The 19552-nt window shown below is 69.7% G+C and carries 21 protein-coding genes and 1 tRNA gene; 15 read left to right on the top strand and 7 right to left on the bottom strand.

Annotated features, from left to right (window positions below):
- The first annotated feature begins 1 nt into the window (after position 1).
- From ACIP98_RS20875 to ACIP98_RS20835, 9 genes are all read left to right on the top strand, one after another.
- On the top strand, positions 2-3424 hold the full coding sequence (locus tag ACIP98_RS20875; protein ID WP_401977259.1) for a hypothetical protein: 3423 nt from the start codon (positions 2-4) through the stop codon (positions 3422-3424).
- 25 nt (positions 3425-3449) lie between these two features.
- Positions 3450-3986: a hypothetical protein gene (locus ACIP98_RS20870; protein ID WP_401977257.1), complete on the top strand. Its 537-nt coding sequence runs from the start codon at positions 3450-3452 to the stop codon at positions 3984-3986.
- A 10-nt stretch (positions 3987-3996) separates the two neighbouring features.
- The gene (locus ACIP98_RS20865) at positions 3997-4824 is read left to right on the top strand and encodes a hypothetical protein (RefSeq protein ID WP_401977256.1); all 828 of its coding nucleotides are present in this window, start codon (positions 3997-3999) and stop codon (positions 4822-4824) included.
- Positions 4825-4831: 7 nt separating this feature from the next.
- Complete coding sequence (locus tag ACIP98_RS20860) at positions 4832-5143, top strand: hypothetical protein (protein ID WP_401977254.1); 312 nt, start codon at positions 4832-4834, stop codon at positions 5141-5143.
- Positions 5140-5487, top strand: a complete 348-nt coding sequence (locus tag ACIP98_RS20855; RefSeq protein ID WP_401977252.1) for a hypothetical protein — start codon at positions 5140-5142, stop codon at positions 5485-5487. The genes ACIP98_RS20860 and ACIP98_RS20855 overlap by 4 nt, the downstream gene beginning before the upstream one ends.
- Entirely contained in the window at positions 5453-5683 is a 231-nt protein-coding gene (locus ACIP98_RS20850) for a hypothetical protein (RefSeq protein WP_401977250.1), read from the top strand. The genes ACIP98_RS20855 and ACIP98_RS20850 overlap by 35 nt, the downstream gene beginning before the upstream one ends.
- Entirely contained in the window at positions 5680-6000 is a 321-nt protein-coding gene (locus ACIP98_RS20845) for a hypothetical protein (protein WP_401977248.1), read from the top strand. The genes ACIP98_RS20850 and ACIP98_RS20845 overlap by 4 nt, the downstream gene beginning before the upstream one ends.
- A 125-nt stretch (positions 6001-6125) precedes the next feature.
- Complete coding sequence (locus ACIP98_RS20840) at positions 6126-6650, top strand: hypothetical protein (protein ID WP_401977247.1); 525 nt, start codon at positions 6126-6128, stop codon at positions 6648-6650.
- Between the two features lie 367 nt (positions 6651-7017).
- Positions 7018-8076, top strand: coding sequence for a hypothetical protein (locus ACIP98_RS20835; protein WP_401977245.1), 1059 nt, complete (start codon positions 7018-7020; stop codon positions 8074-8076).
- A 325-nt stretch (positions 8077-8401) separates the two neighbouring features.
- Here the strand turns inward: ACIP98_RS20835 and ACIP98_RS20830 are convergent, their stop codons facing one another.
- Complete coding sequence (locus tag ACIP98_RS20830; RefSeq protein ID WP_401977413.1) at positions 8402-8620, bottom strand: DUF6233 domain-containing protein; 219 nt, start codon at positions 8618-8620, stop codon at positions 8402-8404.
- Between the two features lie 295 nt (positions 8621-8915).
- Entirely contained in the window at positions 8916-10268 is a 1353-nt protein-coding gene (locus ACIP98_RS20825) for a helix-turn-helix domain-containing protein (protein ID WP_401977243.1), read from the bottom strand.
- 113 nt (positions 10269-10381) lie between these two features.
- Between ACIP98_RS20825 and cutA the strand changes: the two genes are divergently transcribed.
- A complete protein-coding gene (gene cutA / locus ACIP98_RS20820) occupies positions 10382-10714 on the top strand; it encodes a divalent-cation tolerance protein CutA (protein ID WP_401977241.1) in 333 nt (110 codons plus the stop codon).
- 1 nt (position 10715) lies between these two features.
- On the opposite strand, the gene ACIP98_RS20815 is transcribed toward cutA, so the two are convergent.
- Positions 10716-11996 carry an XRE family transcriptional regulator gene (locus ACIP98_RS20815; protein WP_401977240.1) on the bottom strand — a complete coding sequence of 427 codons (1281 nt, stop codon included), beginning with the start codon at positions 11994-11996 and terminating at the stop codon, positions 10716-10718.
- A gap of 265 nt (positions 11997-12261) precedes the next feature.
- On the opposite strand from ACIP98_RS20815, the gene ACIP98_RS20810 reads away from it, so the two are divergent.
- The 4 genes from ACIP98_RS20810 (at position 12262) to ACIP98_RS20795 (ending at position 14798) form a co-directional block, all read left to right on the top strand.
- A complete protein-coding gene (locus ACIP98_RS20810) occupies positions 12262-12591 on the top strand; it encodes a recombinase family protein (protein ID WP_401977239.1) in 330 nt (109 codons plus the stop codon).
- Positions 12588-13748, top strand: a complete 1161-nt coding sequence (locus tag ACIP98_RS20805) for a radical SAM protein (protein ID WP_401977238.1) — start codon at positions 12588-12590, stop codon at positions 13746-13748. Before ACIP98_RS20810 ends, ACIP98_RS20805 begins: the two co-directional genes overlap by 4 nt.
- Positions 13745-13921: a hypothetical protein gene (locus tag ACIP98_RS20800; RefSeq protein ID WP_401977236.1), complete on the top strand. Its 177-nt coding sequence runs from the start codon at positions 13745-13747 to the stop codon at positions 13919-13921. The genes ACIP98_RS20805 and ACIP98_RS20800 overlap by 4 nt, the downstream gene beginning before the upstream one ends.
- A 73-nt stretch (positions 13922-13994) precedes the next feature.
- Positions 13995-14798: an aminoglycoside phosphotransferase gene (locus ACIP98_RS20795; RefSeq protein WP_401977234.1), complete on the top strand. Its 804-nt coding sequence runs from the start codon at positions 13995-13997 to the stop codon at positions 14796-14798.
- Here the strand turns inward: ACIP98_RS20795 and ACIP98_RS20790 are convergent.
- From ACIP98_RS20790 to ACIP98_RS20775, 4 genes are all read right to left on the bottom strand, one after another.
- Positions 14788-15396 carry a GntR family transcriptional regulator gene (locus ACIP98_RS20790; protein WP_401977232.1) on the bottom strand — a complete coding sequence of 203 codons (609 nt, stop codon included), beginning with the start codon at positions 15394-15396 and terminating at the stop codon, positions 14788-14790. The two genes, ACIP98_RS20795 and ACIP98_RS20790, sit on opposite strands and share 11 nt — an antisense overlap.
- 666 nt (positions 15397-16062) lie before the next feature.
- Positions 16063-16134, bottom strand: a tRNA-Val gene (locus ACIP98_RS20785).
- Positions 16135-16198: 64 nt separating this feature from the next.
- Complete coding sequence (locus ACIP98_RS20780; protein WP_401977231.1) at positions 16199-17458, bottom strand: cytochrome P450; 1260 nt, start codon at positions 17456-17458, stop codon at positions 16199-16201.
- A gap of 138 nt (positions 17459-17596) precedes the next feature.
- Complete coding sequence (locus ACIP98_RS20775; RefSeq protein ID WP_401977229.1) at positions 17597-18211, bottom strand: dihydrofolate reductase family protein; 615 nt, start codon at positions 18209-18211, stop codon at positions 17597-17599.
- A 150-nt stretch (positions 18212-18361) separates the two neighbouring features.
- Between ACIP98_RS20775 and ACIP98_RS20770 the strand changes: the two genes are divergently transcribed.
- Positions 18362-19531 (top strand): steroid 3-ketoacyl-CoA thiolase, encoded by a 1170-nt coding sequence (locus tag ACIP98_RS20770; protein WP_401977228.1) that lies wholly within the window; start codon positions 18362-18364, stop codon positions 19529-19531.
- The last annotated feature ends 21 nt before the right edge of the window (positions 19532-19552 follow it).

Genomic DNA, 19552 nt, shown 5'->3' with positions numbered 1-19552 from the left:
CATGGCCCCCAAGCTGGAGCTCTTCCAGGACCCGTTCACTGCCCCGGCGATCAACACGGGGGTCTGGAACAGCATCACCGGTGGCGCGGCCACCCTCGACACCGTCAACGACCTCGTCTCGCTGGCCCAGCCCACCGCGTCGGGCAGCACCAACAGCTTCGGCACGACCTCGGTGTGGGACGCGACCTCATCCGAGATCCACGCCCAGATCGGGGTCTCGCCGACCGGCAACGGCGCCACGAGCACGGCGCTCCGGCTCATCCTCGACGCCAACAACAGCATCTCCATGCGGCTGCGGGCGGGGAACTTTGAGCTCGCCCGGCAGACCGCGGGCACCACCGTCGCCACCGCGCTCGGCTCGTACGATCCGCACGCGCACCGCTGGTGGCGGCTCCGGGAGTCCGGCGGCAGCTTCTTCGCCGAGGCCTCCGCCGACTCCTGGACCTGGACCACGCTCGGCTCGACGACGTACTCGTGGGCGGCCACTGCGCTGCAGGTCGCCTTCCAGACCAGCGCGTCGGCCACCGAGGCCCCCGGGAACGTCGCCACGATCCAGAACGTCAACACCACCCTCGGCGGCCCGTACAACCCGAACTGGCCGCAGGTCGAGCACGGCTTCGGCGCCCGCTGGAACTGCAACGGCGGCGACTTCCCTTTGGACCGGTACTCGGACGTCAGCCTGCTGACCCGCGGAGCCCAGACCATCACCCGCGGCCGGCAATACGAGCTGGACCAAGTCCAGTCAGGCGAGCACTCCGGCTCCCTGGCCAACCCGGAGGGCATCTGGGATCCCAACAACAGTGCCGGCCTGTACTACGGGCACCTCATGCCGTACCAGCCCTACCGGATGCGCGCCCAGTGGCCGCGCACCCGCAATCTGCTGACGCAGGTACAGGCGTCCGGGGGTGACGTCGGCGGCTACTCGCTCGGCACCATCCCGCAGGGCAACGCGGGTATCTCGACGTTCTCCGTATCGGACCCCTCGGGCGGCAGCATCGTCGCGAGCAGCTCGGCATGGTCTGGCGGCCGTGTCTTCCAGTTCGCCGTTCCCTCCGGGACCGCCTCCGGCCAGACAGTCTGTTACACGCCCCAGCCCGCCGGGGAGCGCCTCGGTACCTACACGATGTCGATGCGGGTCCGGAACATCACCCCGTCTACGTCGGTATCGGTGCAGGCCTACATCTCGAGCGCTACCGCCGGGCAGGTCGGCACCGTCACAGCGGGCAGCACCGTCACCCTGTCCGGCTCGGCGACCGCCTCCTGGTCCACCATCACCGTCACCACCACCCTGGGCGCCGACGGCGCCTACCTCCTGTGCGGCTTCCGCATCACGGCGGCCGCGGCCGCGACCTGCAACATCCAGGTCGACGGCTGGCAGCTCGAGCGCGGCTCCGTTGCGACACCCTGGACCTGCCCGGGCGTCTGGTATCCGCTGTACGCCGGCTTCGCCGAGCGGTACCCGCCCTCATGGGAAGGCAGCGGCACCTACGGCCTGGTCACGCCCACGGTCGTCGACGCCCTCGCGCTGCTGTCACAGTCGCAGCTCACCGACCCGCTCACCGCCGAGGTCAACCTCAACCAGCCCAGGTTCCTGTACGCCCTCAACGACCCCGCAGGCAGCACGACGGCGTCCGACACGACCGGCAATTTCCCCGGCGTGCCGCTGGCCATCAGCAAATACGGCGCCGGCAGCCTGGTGTTCGGGACAGCGATCACCGCGACCGACCCGGTCGGCGGTATCTACACCGGCGCCACGGACACCGTCGCCACCCTCAACAACAGCAACCCCGGAACAGGCCTGACCACTGGCGGGGCGACCTATCTGCGCCTGACCTCGGCGGGGATCACCGGACCGGTCGACCCCACGCGCTGGACCCGCATGATCGCGTTCCGGTACACGGGTCCGACACCGGCGAGCGCGGCATACCTGTGGTCGTCCATGGACCGCCAGCGCACCGCCGGGAACCCGTCCGGCTCCCACATTTACGTCTACCTGGATACCGCCGGGAAGCCGACGCTCAGCGTGCAAGGCCCGACCGGCGTGGGCGTCGGGTCGAATTTCGGCGGGGCCACCAACTGCGCCGACGGCAACTGGCACTTGTTGATCTTCGGATACAACCAGGCCACGAACCAAGTCGTACTCAGCCAGGACGGCTCCACCACCGCGTACATCGGCAGCCTGTCCCCAGACGTCTGCCCCACCGGAATCATCGGCGACAACCTCGGCGGATTCGTCGACGTCACCGTGGGCAACGGCACTACCTTCAACTTCAAGGGCGACATCAGCTTCGCCGCCGAATTCGGGACCTTCTTCAACATCATTCAGATCCCGAACATGTACCAGGCTTGGAAGGCGGCCTGCGCCGGCGAGTCCTCCGATGCCCGGTACGCCCGCATCCTGCGCTACGCGGGGTACACCGGCCCCTCGTCGATTCAGACCGGCCTCACCACGTCCATGGGGCCCGCGACGAGCCTGTCAGGTCAGGACGGCGTCTCCGCCCTGCAGAACGTCGTCGACACCGAGTCCGGCGAACACTTCGTTGCGCGGGACGGCAGCATCGTCTTCCGCAGCAGGGCCGCCCGCTACAACGCCACGACACCGGCGATCACGTTCGGCGAGCGCACAGACCTCGGGGAATGGCCCTACGAGGACATCCAGCCCGACTACGACTCCACCCACCTGGCGAACCAGGTCACCGTCACCCAGGAGGCCACCGGCCAGGCCTTCTACGCCCAGGACCAGACCAGCATCACCAACTACTTTCCCAGGCCGCTGACCCGCACTATCAACTCCTCCGACCCGCTGGAGTGCCAGGACGCCGCCGGCTACCTCCTGTCCCGCTACCGCAACCCCAGCATGCGTATCGCCGGCCTGCGTCTGCACCCGTCGGCCATGCCGTCCCTGTGGCCCGCCGTCCTCGGCCTGGAGCTCGGTACCCGGGCCCGCGTCATGCGGCGGCCGCCGGGCATCCCGCCCGTGGCCATCGACTGCTACATCGAGAAGATCGACTGGGAACTGACGGAGGACAACGAGGCCTGGGTCACGCTGCAGTGCTCACCGGCCGACATCACCCCCTACGCCGTGTTCGCAGCCTGGCACACGACCCTCGCCAGCAGCATCGGCTCCGGCGTCTCGTCCATCACGCTCAACCGCCCCCAGGACAACACGAACCTGCTCTCGCAGCAGATCGCGCCCGGGCAACAACTCGTCCTCGGCCAGGGCACCGCCAACGCTGAGACCGTGACCGTCTCCGCGGTCGGCGCGACTTCCAGCGGCTGGACCACCGGAACCCTCACCCTCACCGCCGCCACCACCAAGGCCCACACCTCGGGCGACGTGGTGTGCGAGCCCCTACCCGCTGGCGTCACCGACCCCACCACCTGGGACACCACGGTCTTCGACAACGCGGCTTTCGCTTACTAGGAGGTGACCCCCTATGCCACGCACCGTGCCTGTGATCGCACAGGAGACCCCGGGCCTCTACGTCACATCAGCCCTGTGGAACGCCTCCGTCAAGGCCATGGGCGACTACTTGATGGGCAGTGGAAGCAACGGCGTGCCGCGGTTTCGCGGCTACCAGGCCTCGGCCCAGTCGCTCTCCGACAACACCTGGGCTGCCATCACGCTCGACGCTGAGGACTTCGACTCCGACGGCGGCCACAGCACCACCACCAACCCGAGCCGGTACGTCTGCCAGGTCGCAGGTACCTACCTGGCGATCGGCACGGTCGGCTTTGTCGCCGGCACCGTCGGAAACCGCGCCGTGCGCTTCCTGGTCAACGGCTCTCCAATCCGCGGCTCCTTCAACAAGCTGCAGTCGGCGTCGAATACGCACTCCAGCGGCATCACCGCCGTATCCCAGCTCGTGCTGGGCGTCGGCGACTACGTCGAGGTCCAGGGCCTCCAGACCTCTGGGGGCGCCCTCAACACCAACGTCGCCACCGACGTCGACTCGTGCCTCGGCCTCCAATGGATCTCCGGCTGAGAGGACCCTCATGAGCACCGCTACACCCCAATGGCGACGCCTCGTGGACCACGTCATGGCGGTCCCGGAGCGCATCTACGAGACCTGGGAACCCGTCGTCGGTTGGAACAATGAGACGCCTTTCGGCGAGCAGTACGGCTGGGACGGCGTCGCCTGGTGCGTCATGTTCGGCTGGGACATGTACGCCGACGTCGGCCTGGACGCCATCGTCCCGAAGACCGCCTCAGTCTCCGCGTTCACCAGCTGGGCCCGCGTCCACGGCTGCTGGTCGCAGTACCCCTCAGTCGGCGCCTGGGTGAACATCGACAACGGCGCCCACACCGAGACCGTCACCGGCTTCGACGCCACGTACGTCTACACCAAGGGCGGCAACTCCATCGCAGCCGGCGCCTCCGACTCCGGGCAGGGCAACGGCGTCTTCTCCCACCGCACAGAGCGCCGCTCCTCCCGCGTCACCGGCTACCTCGCCCCCGTCTTCCCCGACGGCATCTGCCCGCCCACCGCCGACCCCAACGACCCGCGCGGCGGGAAGCCCGCCACGGCGTACCGCTGGGCGCCGGCCGTCGCGAACGTCATGCCGGCCTTCCCCGGCCGCGGCTACTTCCTCCTCGGCGCCACCTCCGACCACGCCCTCCTCCTGCAGACGTGGCTACAGCGCGGCCAGTGGGGCCCGCCGTACCGCGTCGGCCCGTCCCGCACCATGACCGCCCTGGACCTGCTCAAGGTCCAAGCCCTGCAGCAGCACTACCTCGCCGCCCTCGGCCCAGCCGACGGCAAGACCGGCCCCAAGACCTGGCAGTACGCGTACGAGGTCGCCAACGGCCTCCGCAAGAAGTAGGCCCGCCATGGCACCGGACGACGCGCAACTGTGGTCCGCGTTCCTCGGCTTCGCAGCGCCGCCGCTCATCGCCGTCGTGCAGCAGCCCCGCTGGTCCAGCACCGCAAAAACCCTCGTCATGCTGCTGTCCTCGGTGGCCCTCGGCGCCGGAACGGCCTACTTCAACGGCCAGTTCACCGCCCACACCATCGGAGGGAACATCCTCATCGCAGCCATCGCCGCGGGCTCCGCCTACCAGACCGTCTGGAAGCCGACCATTGCGCCAGCGATCGAGAGAGCCACGTCCCCGCGGCCGAACCGAGGGCGGCACTGCTCATGAGCGAACTCTTCGGACTGAAACTGGGCAGCGTGGGCCCCGCCGGCATCCTGGCCCTGGTCGTCGTCTTCGTCATCGTCGGCCGCCTGGTCCCACGCCGGACCGTCGACGACATCCGCGCCGACCGCGACGCGCAGTTGGCCGACGCTCGCAAGGAGCGCGACACCTGGCGCGACGTCGCCCTCGCCTCGGAACGGGCCCGCATGGAGCAGCAGGCGCAGAACGCCGAGCTCCTCGAGCTCTCCCGTACCGCGGTACGGGTCCTGACCGCTCTCCCCGCGCCGCCGACCTCCCGTGAGGAGGTGACGGCCGATGCTGCGGTGGACACGTCGCCGGCGGCGACCTGACCCGGCAGAAGAGGCGCGCGAGCCGTCCCCCGAGCTGCAGGAGGCAACTCGGGCGCTCGAGCGCGCCAAGGAGGCCTGCAAGGAGGTCGGGCAGCTCGGCCGCGAGGCGGCGCAGCTCGGCGCCGAGCTACGCCGCCAACGCGAGACCAACCACTTCGCGGCGAGGATCCGCGCAGCCCTCGAGGAGGGGCGGTGAACGACCCAGCACGCACGATCAACCTCGTCGGCTCGGGCCTGGTGGCCCTGGCCGCAGCCCGCTTCGTCGTGATCTACCACCTGCGGGCGCCCTGGCGCTCGACCGCGACAGGCCGCCACATCATGACCCTCGTCGCCGTCCTCGGCGTCCTCGGCCTCTACACGATCCTCATCACCATCTGGCCTGAGGGGCTCCTCGCCGACACCCTCCGCGCCGTCCGCAGCACGATCCTCCTCGTCATGGCCGTGCTCATCAGCGGCTTCACACGCATGGTCACCGACGCTCAGCGCAAGGAGCGCGACCGGCCGCCCGAGTAAATGCGAGCCCTCCCGCACCGCCCCCCACCGCCCACGGGCGGTGGGGGGATTTTCCGTATTTTCACGGGCGATGTCAGCACCCCCCCGCTACCGTCAGCACCCGAACCAGTGATCAGGGAGCGCCGATGCTCGAGACGAGCGATGTCCTGGCACCGCAGCAGGCGTACGCCGTGCTCGCCGCCGCCCAGGACCCGGAGGAGACCGCCCTCGTCGAGCTGCTGCTCCGCGCCGGCCTCCGCGGCCGCGAGGTCCTCGATCTGGCCGCGCCCGAGCTGCCGGTCGACGGCGTCACGCTGATCGCCCCCAGCTTCCGCCGGTACGAGCGGACCATCGCCATCGCCCCCACCGCTGCCCGCGCCGTCCACGCCCAGGCGCACGCCGCCGGCGTCCAGCCGGGGCAGCCCCTGTTCCCGGGCTGCGGGGAGATCCGCCTCGTCCAGCGCGTCCACGGCCTGTGCGCGGACGCTGGCCTGCACACCGACCTGGCGGCGCTCCGCCGTACCGCCATCTCCAGCGCCCTGGACTACGAGGTCGCCCTCGTCGACGCCCAGGCGTACTTCGGCTTCACCGTGGACGGCGTCCTGCCGATCCTGCGGCCCGGCGCCGATGTCCGGATCGCTGCCGTCCTCGAGCTGGTCTATCGCCCCTGAGTCCGATTAACGGCTGTGGCGGCGATGCTGCCGAGTGCTGTCGAGGCTGAAGTGTCACGGGTGGTGCTGGGCCACGGCGAGGCGCTCCAGCGCTATGAGCGCCCTGTAAACGATCTAGATTACCGCCGCCATCCACATGCGGTATGCTTGACGTGTCAAGCTCTTGGTGGCTGGTTGTCCTGATCCGCCTGCATATCTCTATTGGTGGCTGTGCCCCGTGCGAGGCGGGGCAGGGATCGGTGCGGAATCCATCCGGGGGGCTTGACTTGCGAAGCGGCGATATGCGGCGAGCAAGCACTCCTGCGTGCCGAGGCATCCGTGGCGCTCAGGGTCCAGCGAATCATGGTAAAGCGAGAGGTGTGTTTTCGTGCTGAAAAAATGGAGAGCCAAATCTCTTCTGGGTGTCGTTGCAGTCACGACTGCGTTTTCCGTTACCGCCTTGGTGGGCGCTCCGGCCTTTGCAGCGGAGCCCGGTGAGAGCAGCTCATGGTCGGCTGAGTACGGCGACGGTCGGCAGGTGACATCGAACGTCGGCGTTTCCGAAGCCCGCGACCCGAGTGGTAACCATGCTTTGGTGTCCATTAATGGCAACGACCAAGTGCAGGTGACGTACAATGGTGGCGCGTTGGCCGTCTGGCCTAACTCCTCGTCGTACGCCACTCCGCGAATAATCTGGACTGCGTACGGGTGGCGGGTATTTCATACCGGCAGGGATCAGCACATCTACTATGCGGGCTTCACCGTCGGCTCCACCGGGAACCTCAGCCTAGGAAATTGGCAGCAGGTCCCAGGAAATGTCACTTCGAGCGAGTACTCGCCTCCTGCGGTGACCAACCTCAACACTAATAGCGGTGAGGAGTGGATGCTGTCCTGGAGGGGCCTGGACAACAACATCTACGCGCAGTACCACCAGCGCACCGCCTCCATGGCGTTCCCGGGGAATTTCAACACCCCGCAACGTGTCTCCAATGCCACCTCCAACCTTGGCCCAGCCATCGCCTACACCTCGCTCAGTACCCCATGGGCTAGAAATGGCTGCATCTATGTTGCCTGGACCGGCCGGAATGGTCAGGTGTATAGCGCCTGGCAGGCGTACGGCAGCTCTACTTGGAGTCAGGCAACGTTGGTTGGTGGCAACCACTCTCCCGAATTCGTGAGTCCGCCAGCTATGGCGTTCAACCCTAACGGACAGGGTCAGGTCGTCGTAAGGGACAACAGTGGGCACGTGCAAATCTCGTACGCGGACGTAGCTGCGGACTTCGCGCCGGGTATGTCTACTAACGTGTGGCACCAGGAGAGTACCTCCTGGGTGACCTATGGAGACCCGTGGGTCACGATCGTAGGGTACGCCGTCTACATGATCCTTTCGGCCACCAATAACTATCCGTGGAATCCGGTCTACTACAAGCAATCGGGTAGTTACTAATCCCCTGATGCGAAACCGTGGCGCTGGGGGGGGCCTCGCCAGGACAAAGAAGCGTCTGCGCTGTTCTATGAGGCTCTGGTCCAGTACAGGCGATTTGGCGGTATTGGCGCAGATGGGTGTCGGCGCTCCGCGCGATTTCCACCGCACCCCTGCACGGGTCGGCAAGGCCAAAGTGGTCCCGTAAGTGGGGTGGGCGCGTCTTGCAGAAAGAGCAAGGGAGGCGTGCTTGTCGACGCAAATCCGTAGGACGGTCGCTAGGTCCCCGGACTGAGCCTGTCGGTACCGTCAGGAATCGATCCCGCCGCCCCCGTGGCGAGGCCGCCATCTATAGAGCGTCTTGGTCCGGGCGGCAGCGGCGGCAGGGCGTGACGTTCTCCATGTCGAGAGCGATCTCGAGCTCCCGCCGGCCCAGCCACCCGCCGCCCGGCACGTCGCAGTCGCCGCGGTGCAGTACGCCGCGGCCGTATCCGTCGCCGCTCGGGTCTGGGACGCTTTGCAGGCGCCAGCGGAGGCCCCTGGTGTTGGGCGTCCCGGATGGGTTCACCGCCGCGGTGCGGTCGGTGCGCTCCGCGAGCGTCCCAGACCGGTCTGCGGGCCGCCGCGCGGGGCGTCCCGCAGGCCTGGGCGCCGGGTGCCGCGCAGGGCCGCGCTGGACCTTGGCGATTTCGGCGTCCACCGCGGCTAGCTGCAGGCGCAGGTACGTACGGAGCACCTGCAAGCGCTCCAAATCCGGCGGCAACTCGTACACGCATTCGACTGTAGTCGGGGGGTGGCGCGACCCCCAAGACCGGAAGCGCGCCGACCACCCGAACGGGTATCCGGCAGCAGGCGCCGGTCGACTAGATCTTCTCGTCGATCATCGAGACGCCGTTCTTTTTGGCCCACGCTTCCACCGTCGGTCGAGCTTGCGACAGCCAGTACCGCTGCCGGAACTCGCCAGCCGCGGTCATCTGGGGAATTTCCGCGATCCCGAATGCTTGGAACAGCTCAGAGCCGAGTCTGTATGCGGCCGCGACGAGTTCGGGCCCCTCTGCTGCAAGATCGTCGATGTCAGCGACGGTGGTAGCCGATGGCGGCACTGTGACGCGCCGCGTACCGTACTCGTCCCCACCGCTGTATGCGCGGTACTGGATGAGGCGCGCAGGCACCTCGTCAGCGACCGGGAAGATGCTTGCCCGGAGCAGTGCGTTCCCCGAGGCGCCAGACCGATCGCGGGCATGGGCCGCCAGGAAGCGGAGGCCTGCGAGGAGGCTTTCAGCAAGGAGCTCGTCTCCCACGTTGGTGAGGGGGCCGTCTGCGTAGGCCGAACTCATAGGGTTGGGCATGCCTCGGTCGAAAGCGGAGGCGAAGACTCCCGCACCCGACTTGTGTAGATGGCAGGCCAGCCACTTCGCCTTGTCGCCCGGATTCGAGGAGCCATTGGCTGTGAGACAACCCGGCCCGACCTGCCCGCGCGTCCACCGGCTTCCGTTGTAACCGACGATGAAGGGCGACCGACCGGCGACCTGCTGCTGGAACGTCTGCAGGGCCGCGGTGTCGATGTTCATCGAGCCTCCGAGATCGGGCAGAAGGCTGACGACGAGGTAGGTCTGCTCACTCACGTCGAGATCCACAGTCAACGCACTGTCGAGACCGACGATCCGCCCGGCCCGGTCGCCGTCTGCGGTGAACTGGGCGAGGTACGCCGCGCGCACCTCGGCCTGGGTCAGATAGACCGTGGTCGAGCCGTTGCGCCGCGGGAAGCGGAGGGTCTCGTTGTTGACGATCACCGCGTGAGGAGCCTCGGGGCTCCGCAGGACAGAGATGAGGTAGAAGCCGCGGTCTGGATTGCCCCCGGGGATCGGGATCACGTCGAACTGAGGAAGCGGGGAGACACCCGAGGCGATGATCTGCAGCATGCGCCGCTTCTCGTCGTCACTGAGGTCGACCTCCGGCGCCGTGGCCGCCACGCCGTGCGCGTCCTCGTCCATGCCGAGGATGATCAAGCCGCCGGCCGTGTTCGCCATGGCTGCCACATCGGAGCACAGGGAGCGCCTGTCGCTGCCGCCATTGCCGTAGAGCTCGCGCTTGTAGTCCAGATCGAAGTCTTCCGGGACGGCGCCGGCTATGAGGCCGAGGACGTGAGAGTGCTGTGCCTCGGCCACGGGCGCGCCGAGCAGGCGCTCGAGCCGAGCGGAACGGTATGTCACCATGCGTTAGATCTTGGCGGAAAGGTTCCCGCCGTGGGCGGAATTTCCCCCGGCCTGCAGAACTCTGGCCCACTCGGCGCCCCGAGGGGCGCGGCACGGCGGATACGCTCCCGACCATGGCTGACTACCTCGAAGTGAGCACGGCGACGGAGACCCGCGACCAGGCGGTGGAGTTGGCGCGGTCGGCAGTCGGAGAGCGCCTGGCGGCCGGCGCCCAGATCATCGGCCCCGTGATCTCCGCGTTCTGGCACGACGGCCAGTTCGGCACCGGCGCGGAGTGGAAGCTCCTCATGACGACCTCGGCGGAGCGGTACCCGGCCCTCGAGGCCCACCTGTTGAAGAACCACCCCTGGGGCAACCCCCAGGTCTCGGCGACCGCGATCGTCGCCGGCTCGGATGGCTACCTGCGCTGGATCGACGACAGCACCACGCCGCGCCCCGGCGAGTAGGTCAGGCGAGCGCCTTCTCCAGCACCTCGGCGACCACCGGCAGCGTCCTGTGGCCGCCGAGCTGCTGCAGGACAGGCGCGAGGCGCTGCCGCGGCCGGACCGACGCCACCCCGGCGGACAGGTCAAGGGCGCGGCCGGTCACCGCGGCCGCCTGCTCGACCTCGCCGGCGGCGAGGTAGGAGTCCGCGAGCCACGACAGGTACAGCGCCTTGTCCCGGGCGTGCCGGTCGTCGTACGCCTCGAGCGCCTTCTCCAGGACGGGCACGGCGCGCAGCGGCCTGCGGAGCTCGGCCCAGCACCGGCCGGTCATGATGGCGAGCTCGGTGCTGTCGACCCACGCCGACCAGTCCGGCTGCGGACCGGTGACCTCGTCGAGGGCGGCGCGCGCGGTCTCCAGCGAACTCTCCGCGAGGGACGCGTTGCCCGCGACCGCGTAGGCCCAGGCGAGCCGCTCGAAGAGGAGAGCACGCACACCCGGCGCAGCGTCCGGTCCGGCGGTCGCGCACGACCGGGCGGCGATCTCGATGGCCGCCTGGCGGTCGTTGCCGAGAGCCTGATACGCCAGGAAGGCCAGCGCATTACCGGCCAGGCCCGCGTCACCGGCTTCCCCCGCCGCCCTGTGGCTGGCCTCGTACAGGCCGCGCGCCTCGGCGTGGCGGCCGCCGTCGAATGCCGCCCATCCGGCCTGCTGTGCCTGCTCGGCGAGGACGGAGAGCAGCTCACGCCGGACGGCCTCGGTGCACACGGCGTGCCGGACCGTTGCGCGCGTCCGCTGGTACTCGTCGAGGTAGACCCGGTACGTGTCCCCGCCGCCGAGGATCTCGTCCAAGCCCCGCAGGCGTGCGGTCCGCCGGCGTAGCTGCTCGGGAGCGTCCGCGCCGACGCGGCGCCCGGCTGCGATGTGGACCGGCTCCGGGAGCCCGGCAGCGAGTCCGGCGCCGGCCACGGCCGAGGCTTTCACCAAGAACTCCCGGCGCTTGATGTCCTCGTCGGCCTCCCACGGGCGCGGGGCCAGGCCCACCACGCGCCCCGGGATACGGAACACGTCGGCGATGAGCGCGATCTTCTCGAACGTCGTGATGCGACCACGGCCACGCGCCAAGGTCCCAACCCTCTCCGGTTTGATGTCGCAGGCCGCGGCGATCCGCGAGTAGCTGATGCCGGCCTCCCTGCGCGCCAGGAGGAAGACCGTACCGAAGTCGTGCTGGCTGAGCGCGGCTTGCATCTCGGGCCGTTCCAGGAGCTCCCGAGGCAGCACGGTCGGCGGTACGTAATCGCTCATGAAATGGCCCCGTGCGCTTGGCGTTTGTAACCCGAAGTAAGCGTATCCCCACGATGGGTACCCGCCAGTGGGAAGCGAAGAACGCGCTGCACGCGGATGGTAAAGCGATCAGTCCCCGGCGGCCGCCTCACACGGGCCCCGGGGCGGACCACCTGACGCGGAAGCAGGTAGCCATGGCACAGCGTAGACATCCCGATCCGGCTGCGTTCGCGGCATTCGGGAAGCGGCCGCGATGACCGGCCGCACGAGGGAGCCGCGTCGGGCCTTGATCTACGTCTGCACTACGCAGTACGGGGAAGTCCACCGCGTCATGGTCGAACTCCGCGACTACGCCCAGCAACGCGGCTGGGAAGTCGTCGGCGAGTACGCCGACCGCAAAGGCCTCGCCGCGAACGAGGCCGAGCGGCCCCAGTTCCACTTGGCCCGGGCCGCCATCGCCGCGGGTCACGCCGAGGTCTTCCTGACCAAATACCCCACGATGCTTGGCCTCTGCGCAGGCGAGGCCACCGAGGCCCCCGACTTCGAGCGATGGCTCGCCAGCCACGGCGCCGAGGTCTGCACCGCGTGGCGGCCCCGCGAGATGGCCAGCACGTGACCGGCCAGCTCGCTCCGACCCTCGACGAACCCGGAGAGCACCCCATGCACGCGCTGATCGCTGCCCCAGTCGGGGACGCCCACCTGCTCCTGCGCCCTGGCAGCCCGAAGGCCGTCAAGCTCGGCGCTGCCAAGTTCACCGAGCTGCAGAGCGCGGTCCAGGCCGCCGAGGCGGTCCCGTCGTGGCTCGTCGATCCCGTCGCCCGCTCCTGGGGTATCGACCTCACGGACCGGCCCGCGGCCGGCACCGTGCTGGTCCGCGAGGCGGGCCCGTACGAATTCAGCCGCGCCACCTACGAGATCAATTTGGGCTGCGACTTCGACTGCGAACACTGCTACCTCGGCGAGAAGAAGTTCGAGGGCGTCGACCTGGCCGGCAAAGAGCGGCTGCTCCTCACTCTGCGGGACGCGGGTGTGATCTGGCTGCAGATCACCGGCGGTGAGCCCCTCATCGACCCGCACTTCCCGTTCGTGTACGAGCGCGCCCACGAGCTCGGCATGCAGGTCGAGATCCTGTCCAACGGCTCCCGCCTGCGCACCGACCGCATGTTCAACCTGCTGGCCAAGTACCCGCCGACGAAGCTGTCCCTGAGCGTGTACGGCGCGAGCGCCGAGACCTACGACGGCCTCACCCGCAGGCGCGGCGCGTACGAACGCTTCACCGAGGGCCTGTCCCGGGCGGTCGGCGCCCGGCTGAACGTAGACATGAGCCTGATCATCACCAGCCGCAACGCTCACGAGCAGGGCGATATGCGGCAGTGGGCGGTCGACCTCGGCGTCCCGTACCGCGAGTACGCCAACATCAGCCCGACCATCTACGGCACGGGCGAGACGCTGCCGACCCAGTCGCCCGAACACCTCACCCAGCGGGCGCCCTTCACGGGCTGCCCGGCAGGGCACACGTTCTTCCACGTCGACCCGCACGGGCGCGCCTCGATCTGCAAGGTCGGCCGTGACCCGAGCATCGACCTGCTCACCGAGGGCGTGGAAGGCCTCGCCCGACTCGGCGACATCGCCGATTCCCTCATGCTTCGCACCGGAGGATGCAGCGGCTGCACGCTGTCCGCCACCTGCCGGGTCTGCCGGCCGATGGCGAAGGTCTTCCAGGAGGCGAAGGCACCACTGCAGAACTACTGCCAACACGGAGGTACTCCATGACCCCTGCCCTCGCTCTCGCCGAGCGCCCCGCCGCCCCGGCCGCGCCGGTCCTCGTCGGGCTGTCGCCGACCCGCACGGCCCCGGACCCGGACGCCGTCGTCCTGGTCGACGACGTCGAGGCGCTCTTCGCCAGCAGCCTCCCGGGCTGCGGCAACGACAACCCGTACCAGTAACCGACCGCACACCGAGGGGGCCACGGCACACGCCGCGGCCCCCTCGGCCTCCTCACTCTGGAACCCTCTGACCATGGCGACGCACCGCTTCACCGAGATCCCCGCCGACGCCCTCAGCATCATCGAGACGCTCGCCGGACCCGTCCTCAAGGCCGTGACGGTCTCCACCGGCCTGAACAGCGAGATCGCTGCCCGCATCTACAACCACGCCGACGACATCGTGTTCGTGAAGGGCATGCGGGTCGATCATCCCCGGGTGTGGACGCAGGAACGCGAGGCCGTCATCAACCCCCACGTGCGGCCGCTGGCCCCCGCGATGCTGTGGCGCGTCCAGCACGGCGGATGGGACCTGCTGTGCTTCGAGGAGATCGACGGCCCTCACGCCACCTACGCGCCCGGCTCCCCGCACCTGGACCTCGTCGCCGAGGCAATGCAGACCCTCGCCGGGCTGCCCACGCCAGACCTCCCGCTCAAGACCATGCCGGACCGGATGCGCTCCTACACCGACGACGCCGACCTGTTCGCCGGGGACCGACTGCTCCACACCGACTGGAACCCGCACAACGTCCTCATCGCCGACGGCCGTGCCCGGCTCGTCGACTGGGCCTGGGCCGCGCGCGGCGCAGCGTGGGTCGATCCTGCCCTCTGGGTCATCTGGCTCATCGCCTCCGGCCACACCCCGGAGCAGGCCGAGCGCCTGGCCGCCGAGCGCACAACGCTCGCCGACGCCCCGGTCCCCAGTCTTGACGCGTTCGCCCACGCGCAGAACCGGATGTGGGACGAGATCGCCGGCGACGCCCCCGACGAGTGGACAGCCGCGATGCAGACGGCCGCCGCCGCATGGCACCGACACCGCAGCGGCCGCCTCACATCTTGATGCGCCACCGGTCCGCAGGCAGCACCAGGTCCGCGGTTTCCACCGGCAGGCCCCGCTCGTCGTACCGGGTGCGCTCGATGACCAGCACGACCATCCCGACCCCGAGGCCGAGGAGAGTGGCCGCGGCGCGGTCTAACGTGCCGCCGGTCACATGCAGTTGGTGCGAGACATGCGGCCTGGCGACGGAACCGCGTCGCCAGGTCGTCTGCACCATCGCGGGCCGGCCGTCGGGGTCCAAGAGCTCGACGCGCTCGCGGTGCAGCGGTGCCCGCTCGGCGACCTCCAGGCGGCGGGCGAGGTCGGCATCAGCGCGAACGGTCGACATCTCGGTGTCGCCCCGGCCGTGTGGCCAGCGGGCGTCCGGCCGGACGAGGGTGCGCACAGCCGGACGGTATGCAACCTGGAGCCTGCTGCGCGCGCGACCCTCGACGAGTTCATCCGCCCGGAGCCGTTCGATGGCGAGGCGGATGACGCCCAGGCCGACGGCGTACTGGCCCGAGAGGTCCCGCCACGAGGGTAGTTGCGTGCCCGGCGGCCATTCGCCAGCGTCGATGCGGCGGCGCATGTCCGCAGCGACGTGCTGGTAGCCGGGGGGCATCGGCGGCACCTCTGGGCATGGACGATCTTGATGGCAGGGACCGTCACGCTAGTGATGCTGGCGATTTCTGCTACGTAGCAGATATGTTGAATCGTCAAAGGTGCTCAAGCCTCGCGGGAAGTGTCGCGGGGCCATTGATGCTGGAGATAAACGAACAACCGTTCACGCGTATGGGTGATCGACACCCCACGGGCCCATGCGGTGGACTGGTGGACCTCTCGAAACGGGAGGCATAGACGCGCCGGGCACCGTCTCAGGAACAGGCCCCCGATGGCGGTGGCCCGGCCGCGAAGCGCAGCCCCCTCCCGTCCTACGCGGGAGGGGGCTGACGCCGTTCTCAACGTGAGTACGCACGCACGGCGTGCCCGATTCACCACATCCAACCGGCAGGGGTGCCCGGCACCCTAACGTGCCGCTCCGCGTAACTGGCGACCAGCCCCGGCGAGGCCGGGGGCGTTCATGCGGGCGGCGGAGTCGCGAGTTGGCACCGCTGACGTGCGTAAACCCCTTGATCATCTGGGCGATATTCGGGCGATGAGACCCTGTACTCCAGGGGTCTCCGAGGGATTCCAAAGGTCTCCGGGGCATGCAGCAAATGCAGCGGCCCAGGGCGCCGATTCACGGTGCGACCTGGGCCGTTGGGCTAAAAAGCCCTGTTCACTGGGGTGGGCGTGGACGGTTTCGAACCGCCGACATCTGCCTTGTAAGGGCAGCGCTCTACCGCTGAGCTACACGCCCGCTGGACACGCGAAAGCACACCCTACCCTGCCATACCCCCTGCCCAGCAATCGCACGCGCGCCGTCAGGAATAGGTCACGGGGAGTTCCTTTACGCCGTTCAGCCAGGGGGAGCGGAGGCGGCGGGGGGCGCCGGCGAGGCGGATGGCGGGGGCGGTGTCGGCGATGGCGTGGAGGATCAGGTCGATCTCGAGCCGGGCGAGGCCGGCGCCGAGGCAGTAGTGGGGGCCGCCGCCGCCGAAGGCGAGGTGGGGGTTGGGGTCGCGGGTGATGTCGAAGGTGCCCGGGTCGGCGAAGACCTCCGGGTCGTGGTTGGCGGAGGCGTAGAAGAGCCCGACGCGCTCGCCGGCGGCGATCTCGGTGCCGCCGAGTTCCGTGTCGCGGGTGGCGGTGCGCTGGAAGGACGTGACCGGGGTGGCCCAGCGGACGATCTCGTCCGCCGTGGTGCGCGGGCGCTCGGCGCGGAAGAGCTCCCACTGCTCCGGGTGGGAGAGGAGGGCGTGCATGCCGTGGGTGATGGCGTTGCGGGTGGTCTCGCTGCCCGCGACCGCCAGGACGAGCACGAAGAAGCCGAACTCGTCGCCGGTCAGATTGCCCTCGTCCTCGGCGGCGACGAGCGTGGTGACGATGTCGTCGGCGGGGCGCGCCTTGCGTTCCGCGGCCATGGCCATGGCGTACGAGATGAGCTCGACGGAGGCCAGGGCGGCGGTCTCCTCCGTGACGGCGAGTTCGGGGTCGTCGTAGCCGGTCATCCGGTTGGACCACGCGAAGATCCTGGCCCGGTCCTCCTGCGGGACGCCGATGAGTTCGGCGATGGCCTGCAGCGGCAGCTCGCACGCGATGTCGGTGACGAAGTCCCCGCCGCCCCGCTCGGCGGCCCCGGCGACGATGCGGCCGGCGCGCTCGCGCAGGGCGTCCTCCAGGGCGCGGACGGCGCGCGGGGTGAAGCCGCGCTGCACGATCCGGCGCAGCCGGGTGTGTTCGGGCGGGTCCATGTTCAGCAGGATCAGCCGCTGGGCGTCGATGCGGTCGCGCCGCATGTGCTCGTGGAAGCGGATGATCGCGGTGTTGGCCCGTGAGGAGAAGGTCCCGGGGTCGGTGGACACCGTCCGCACGTCGGCGTGCCGGGTGACCGCCCAGTACCCGTCGTCGCCGAAGCCGGCGAGGCCGTGCGGCTGCGGGACCCAGACGACGGGGGCGGTCTCCCGGAGGGCGGCGAACTCGGGGAGCGGGACGCGCTCCTGGTTGAGGTCCGGGTCGGTGAAGTCGAAGCCGTCCGGCAGGGCGGGGCAGCCGGAACGGGCGTGGCCGGTGGTGGCGGGCAACGGCGGCAGCCTCCGGCGGGTGACGGGGAGGTCGACGGGCCGCCGTCACATGACGGTCCGTCAGTCATGGACGCCGACGCTAGTTGCGGGCCCGCCGCGTGGCAAGGACCTCGTGGACGGCCGTGTCAGGCCGCGCCGTCAGACGATGTCGTAGGTCAGGTGCGTGGCGTTCGGCGTCGCGGTCACGCTCCGCCGTACCAGCGGGCGCGGTGTTCCTCCGCTGAACAGCGGCGTCCCGGCGCCCAGCACGACGGGCGCGAGGTGCAGCGTCAGCGCGTCGGCCAGCCCCGCCTCGAGCGCCGAGCCGACGGTGGCGCCACCGCCCATGAGGACGACGTCGAGGTCCCGGCCCTGCCGCGACGAGGCCGCCTCGGCCCGCTCACGTGCGACGGCGACGGCGTCGGGCAGGCCCGTGGTGACGAACGTCCAGTCGAGGCCGGTGAGCCGCACGGACTCCGGAGGCGAGCTCGTCACGACGACGAACGCGGGCCTGCCGACCTCGCCTGCGCCGTAGCCGATCTCGTCGCTCCAGCCTTTCGGCCCGTCGACCACGTCGAAGAGCCGGCGGCCGAGGACGACGGCGCCGGAGCGGGCGGTCGTCTCGCGCAGGAACCGGCGGTCGTCGGGGTCGTCGGAGAACGCCCAGGTGTGCAGGGCACTGCCGCCGGTGCCCAGACCGTTGTCCGGGCCGGCGCCGGGCCCGGTGACGAAGCCGTCGAGGGAGACCGAGATGTCGGCGATGACACGTGTCATGTGAGGGCAGACCCGGTCCGCCGCCCGAACTCATCGCCCGAGCCGGCACTCCGCCGCGTGCACGGCTCTTGCGCCCCTGTACCGGCGGTAAGCAGACTGCCTGACGAAACCGGAACGCGTACTGGTTGCCGCCGTGGAAGGGCGAGGTACATGGCCGCCGAAGCCGTCATCGTCGAAGCCGTACGCACCCCCATCGGCCGGCGCGGTGGCGCGCTCGCCGGCCTCCATCCCGCCCACCTGCTCGGACAGACGTACCGCGAACTGCTGGCCCGCACACGTGTCCAGCCCGACGCCGTGGAGCAGATCGTCGGCGGCACGGTCACGCAGGCCGGGGAGCAGGCGGCGAATCCGGTGCGCACCGCCTGGCTGGCCTGCGGACTGCCGTACGAGACCGCGGCGACGACCGTCGACTGCCAGTGCGGTTCCTCGCAGCAGGCCAATCACATGGTCGCCAACATGATCGCGGCCGGGGTGATCGACATCGGTATCGGCTGCGGCGTGGAGGCCATGTCGCGGGTGCCGCTGGGCAGCGACTCCCGGCACGGACCGGGCAAGCCCCTGCCGGACGAGTGGAACGTGGACCTGCCGGGGCAGTTCGAGGCCGCCGAGCGCATCGCCCGGCGCCGCGGGCTGACCCGGGAGCACGTGGACGGGCTGGGGCTGATCTCCCAGGAGCGGGCGGCGCGCGCATGGGCCGAGGAGCGCTTCAAGCGGGAGACCTTCGCGGTGCAGGTGCCCGCCACCGAGGAGGAGCGACTCGGCGGGCAGGTCATGGGACGGCCGGTCGACCGGGACGAGGGCCCGCGCGACACCGGTATGGAGGCGCTGGCCGGGCTGCGGCCGGTCATGCCGGCCGCCGTGCACACCGCCGGGAACTCCTCGCAGATCTCCGACGGCGCGGCGGCGGTGATGTGGGCGTCGAAGCGGACGGCGCGGGCGCTGAGGCTGCGCCCGCGGGCCCGCATCGTGGCCCAGGCACTGGTCGGCGCGGACCCCCGCTTCCTGCTCGACGGACCGGTCGACGCGACGCGGGCCGTGCTCGGCAAGGCGGGCATGACCCTGGACGACATCGACCTCGTCGAGATCAACGAGGCGTTCGCCTCGGTGGTGCTGTCCTGGGCGCGGGTCTTCGGCCAGGACCTGGCGAAGGTCAACGTCAACGGCGGAGCGATCGCGCTGGGACATCCGGTGGGCGCGACCGGCGCGCGCCTGATCACCACGGCGTTGCACGAACTGGAGCGCACCGACAAGGAGTTCGCCCTGATCGCCATGTGCGCGGGCGGTGCGCTGGCGACCGGCACGATCATCCAGCGGATCTGAGCGCGGCCCCGAACCGGACCG

The organism is Streptomyces sp. NPDC088354 (genome assembly GCF_044753585.1).
Classification (GTDB): domain Bacteria; phylum Actinomycetota; class Actinomycetes; order Streptomycetales; family Streptomycetaceae; genus Actinacidiphila.
The sequence above is the reverse complement of the archived record's forward strand: the minus strand, read 5'-3'. Positions and strand labels throughout refer to the sequence as shown.

What these genes read in the sequence shown, in the direction of transcription:
- ACIP98_RS20875 (WP_401977259.1), top strand. Translation starts at nt 2, where the DNA reads ATGGCCCCCAAGCTGGAGCTCTTCCAGGACCCGTTCACTGCCCCGGCG.
- ACIP98_RS20865 (WP_401977256.1), top strand. Translation starts at nt 3,997, where the DNA reads ATGAGCACCGCTACACCCCAATGGCGACGCCTCGTGGACCACGTCATG.
- ACIP98_RS20860 (WP_401977254.1), top strand. Translation starts at nt 4,832, where the DNA reads ATGGCACCGGACGACGCGCAACTGTGGTCCGCGTTCCTCGGCTTCGCA.
- ACIP98_RS20855 (WP_401977252.1), top strand. Translation starts at nt 5,140, where the DNA reads ATGAGCGAACTCTTCGGACTGAAACTGGGCAGCGTGGGCCCCGCCGGC.
- ACIP98_RS20850 (WP_401977250.1), top strand. Translation starts at nt 5,453, where the DNA reads ATGCTGCGGTGGACACGTCGCCGGCGGCGACCTGACCCGGCAGAAGAG.
- ACIP98_RS20840 (WP_401977247.1), top strand. Translation starts at nt 6,126, where the DNA reads ATGCTCGAGACGAGCGATGTCCTGGCACCGCAGCAGGCGTACGCCGTG.
- ACIP98_RS20825 (WP_401977243.1), bottom strand. Translation starts at nt 10,268, where the DNA reads ATGGTGACATACCGTTCCGCTCGGCTCGAGCGCCTGCTCGGCGCGCCC.
- cutA (WP_401977241.1), top strand. Translation starts at nt 10,382, where the DNA reads ATGGCTGACTACCTCGAAGTGAGCACGGCGACGGAGACCCGCGACCAG.
- ACIP98_RS20815 (WP_401977240.1), bottom strand. Translation starts at nt 11,996, where the DNA reads ATGAGCGATTACGTACCGCCGACCGTGCTGCCTCGGGAGCTCCTGGAA.
- ACIP98_RS20800 (WP_401977236.1), top strand. Translation starts at nt 13,745, where the DNA reads ATGACCCCTGCCCTCGCTCTCGCCGAGCGCCCCGCCGCCCCGGCCGCG.
- ACIP98_RS20795 (WP_401977234.1), top strand. Translation starts at nt 13,995, where the DNA reads ATGGCGACGCACCGCTTCACCGAGATCCCCGCCGACGCCCTCAGCATC.
- ACIP98_RS20790 (WP_401977232.1), bottom strand. Translation starts at nt 15,396, where the DNA reads ATGCCCCCCGGCTACCAGCACGTCGCTGCGGACATGCGCCGCCGCATC.
- ACIP98_RS20775 (WP_401977229.1), bottom strand. Translation starts at nt 18,211, where the DNA reads ATGACACGTGTCATCGCCGACATCTCGGTCTCCCTCGACGGCTTCGTC.
- ACIP98_RS20770 (WP_401977228.1), top strand. Translation starts at nt 18,362, where the DNA reads ATGGCCGCCGAAGCCGTCATCGTCGAAGCCGTACGCACCCCCATCGGC.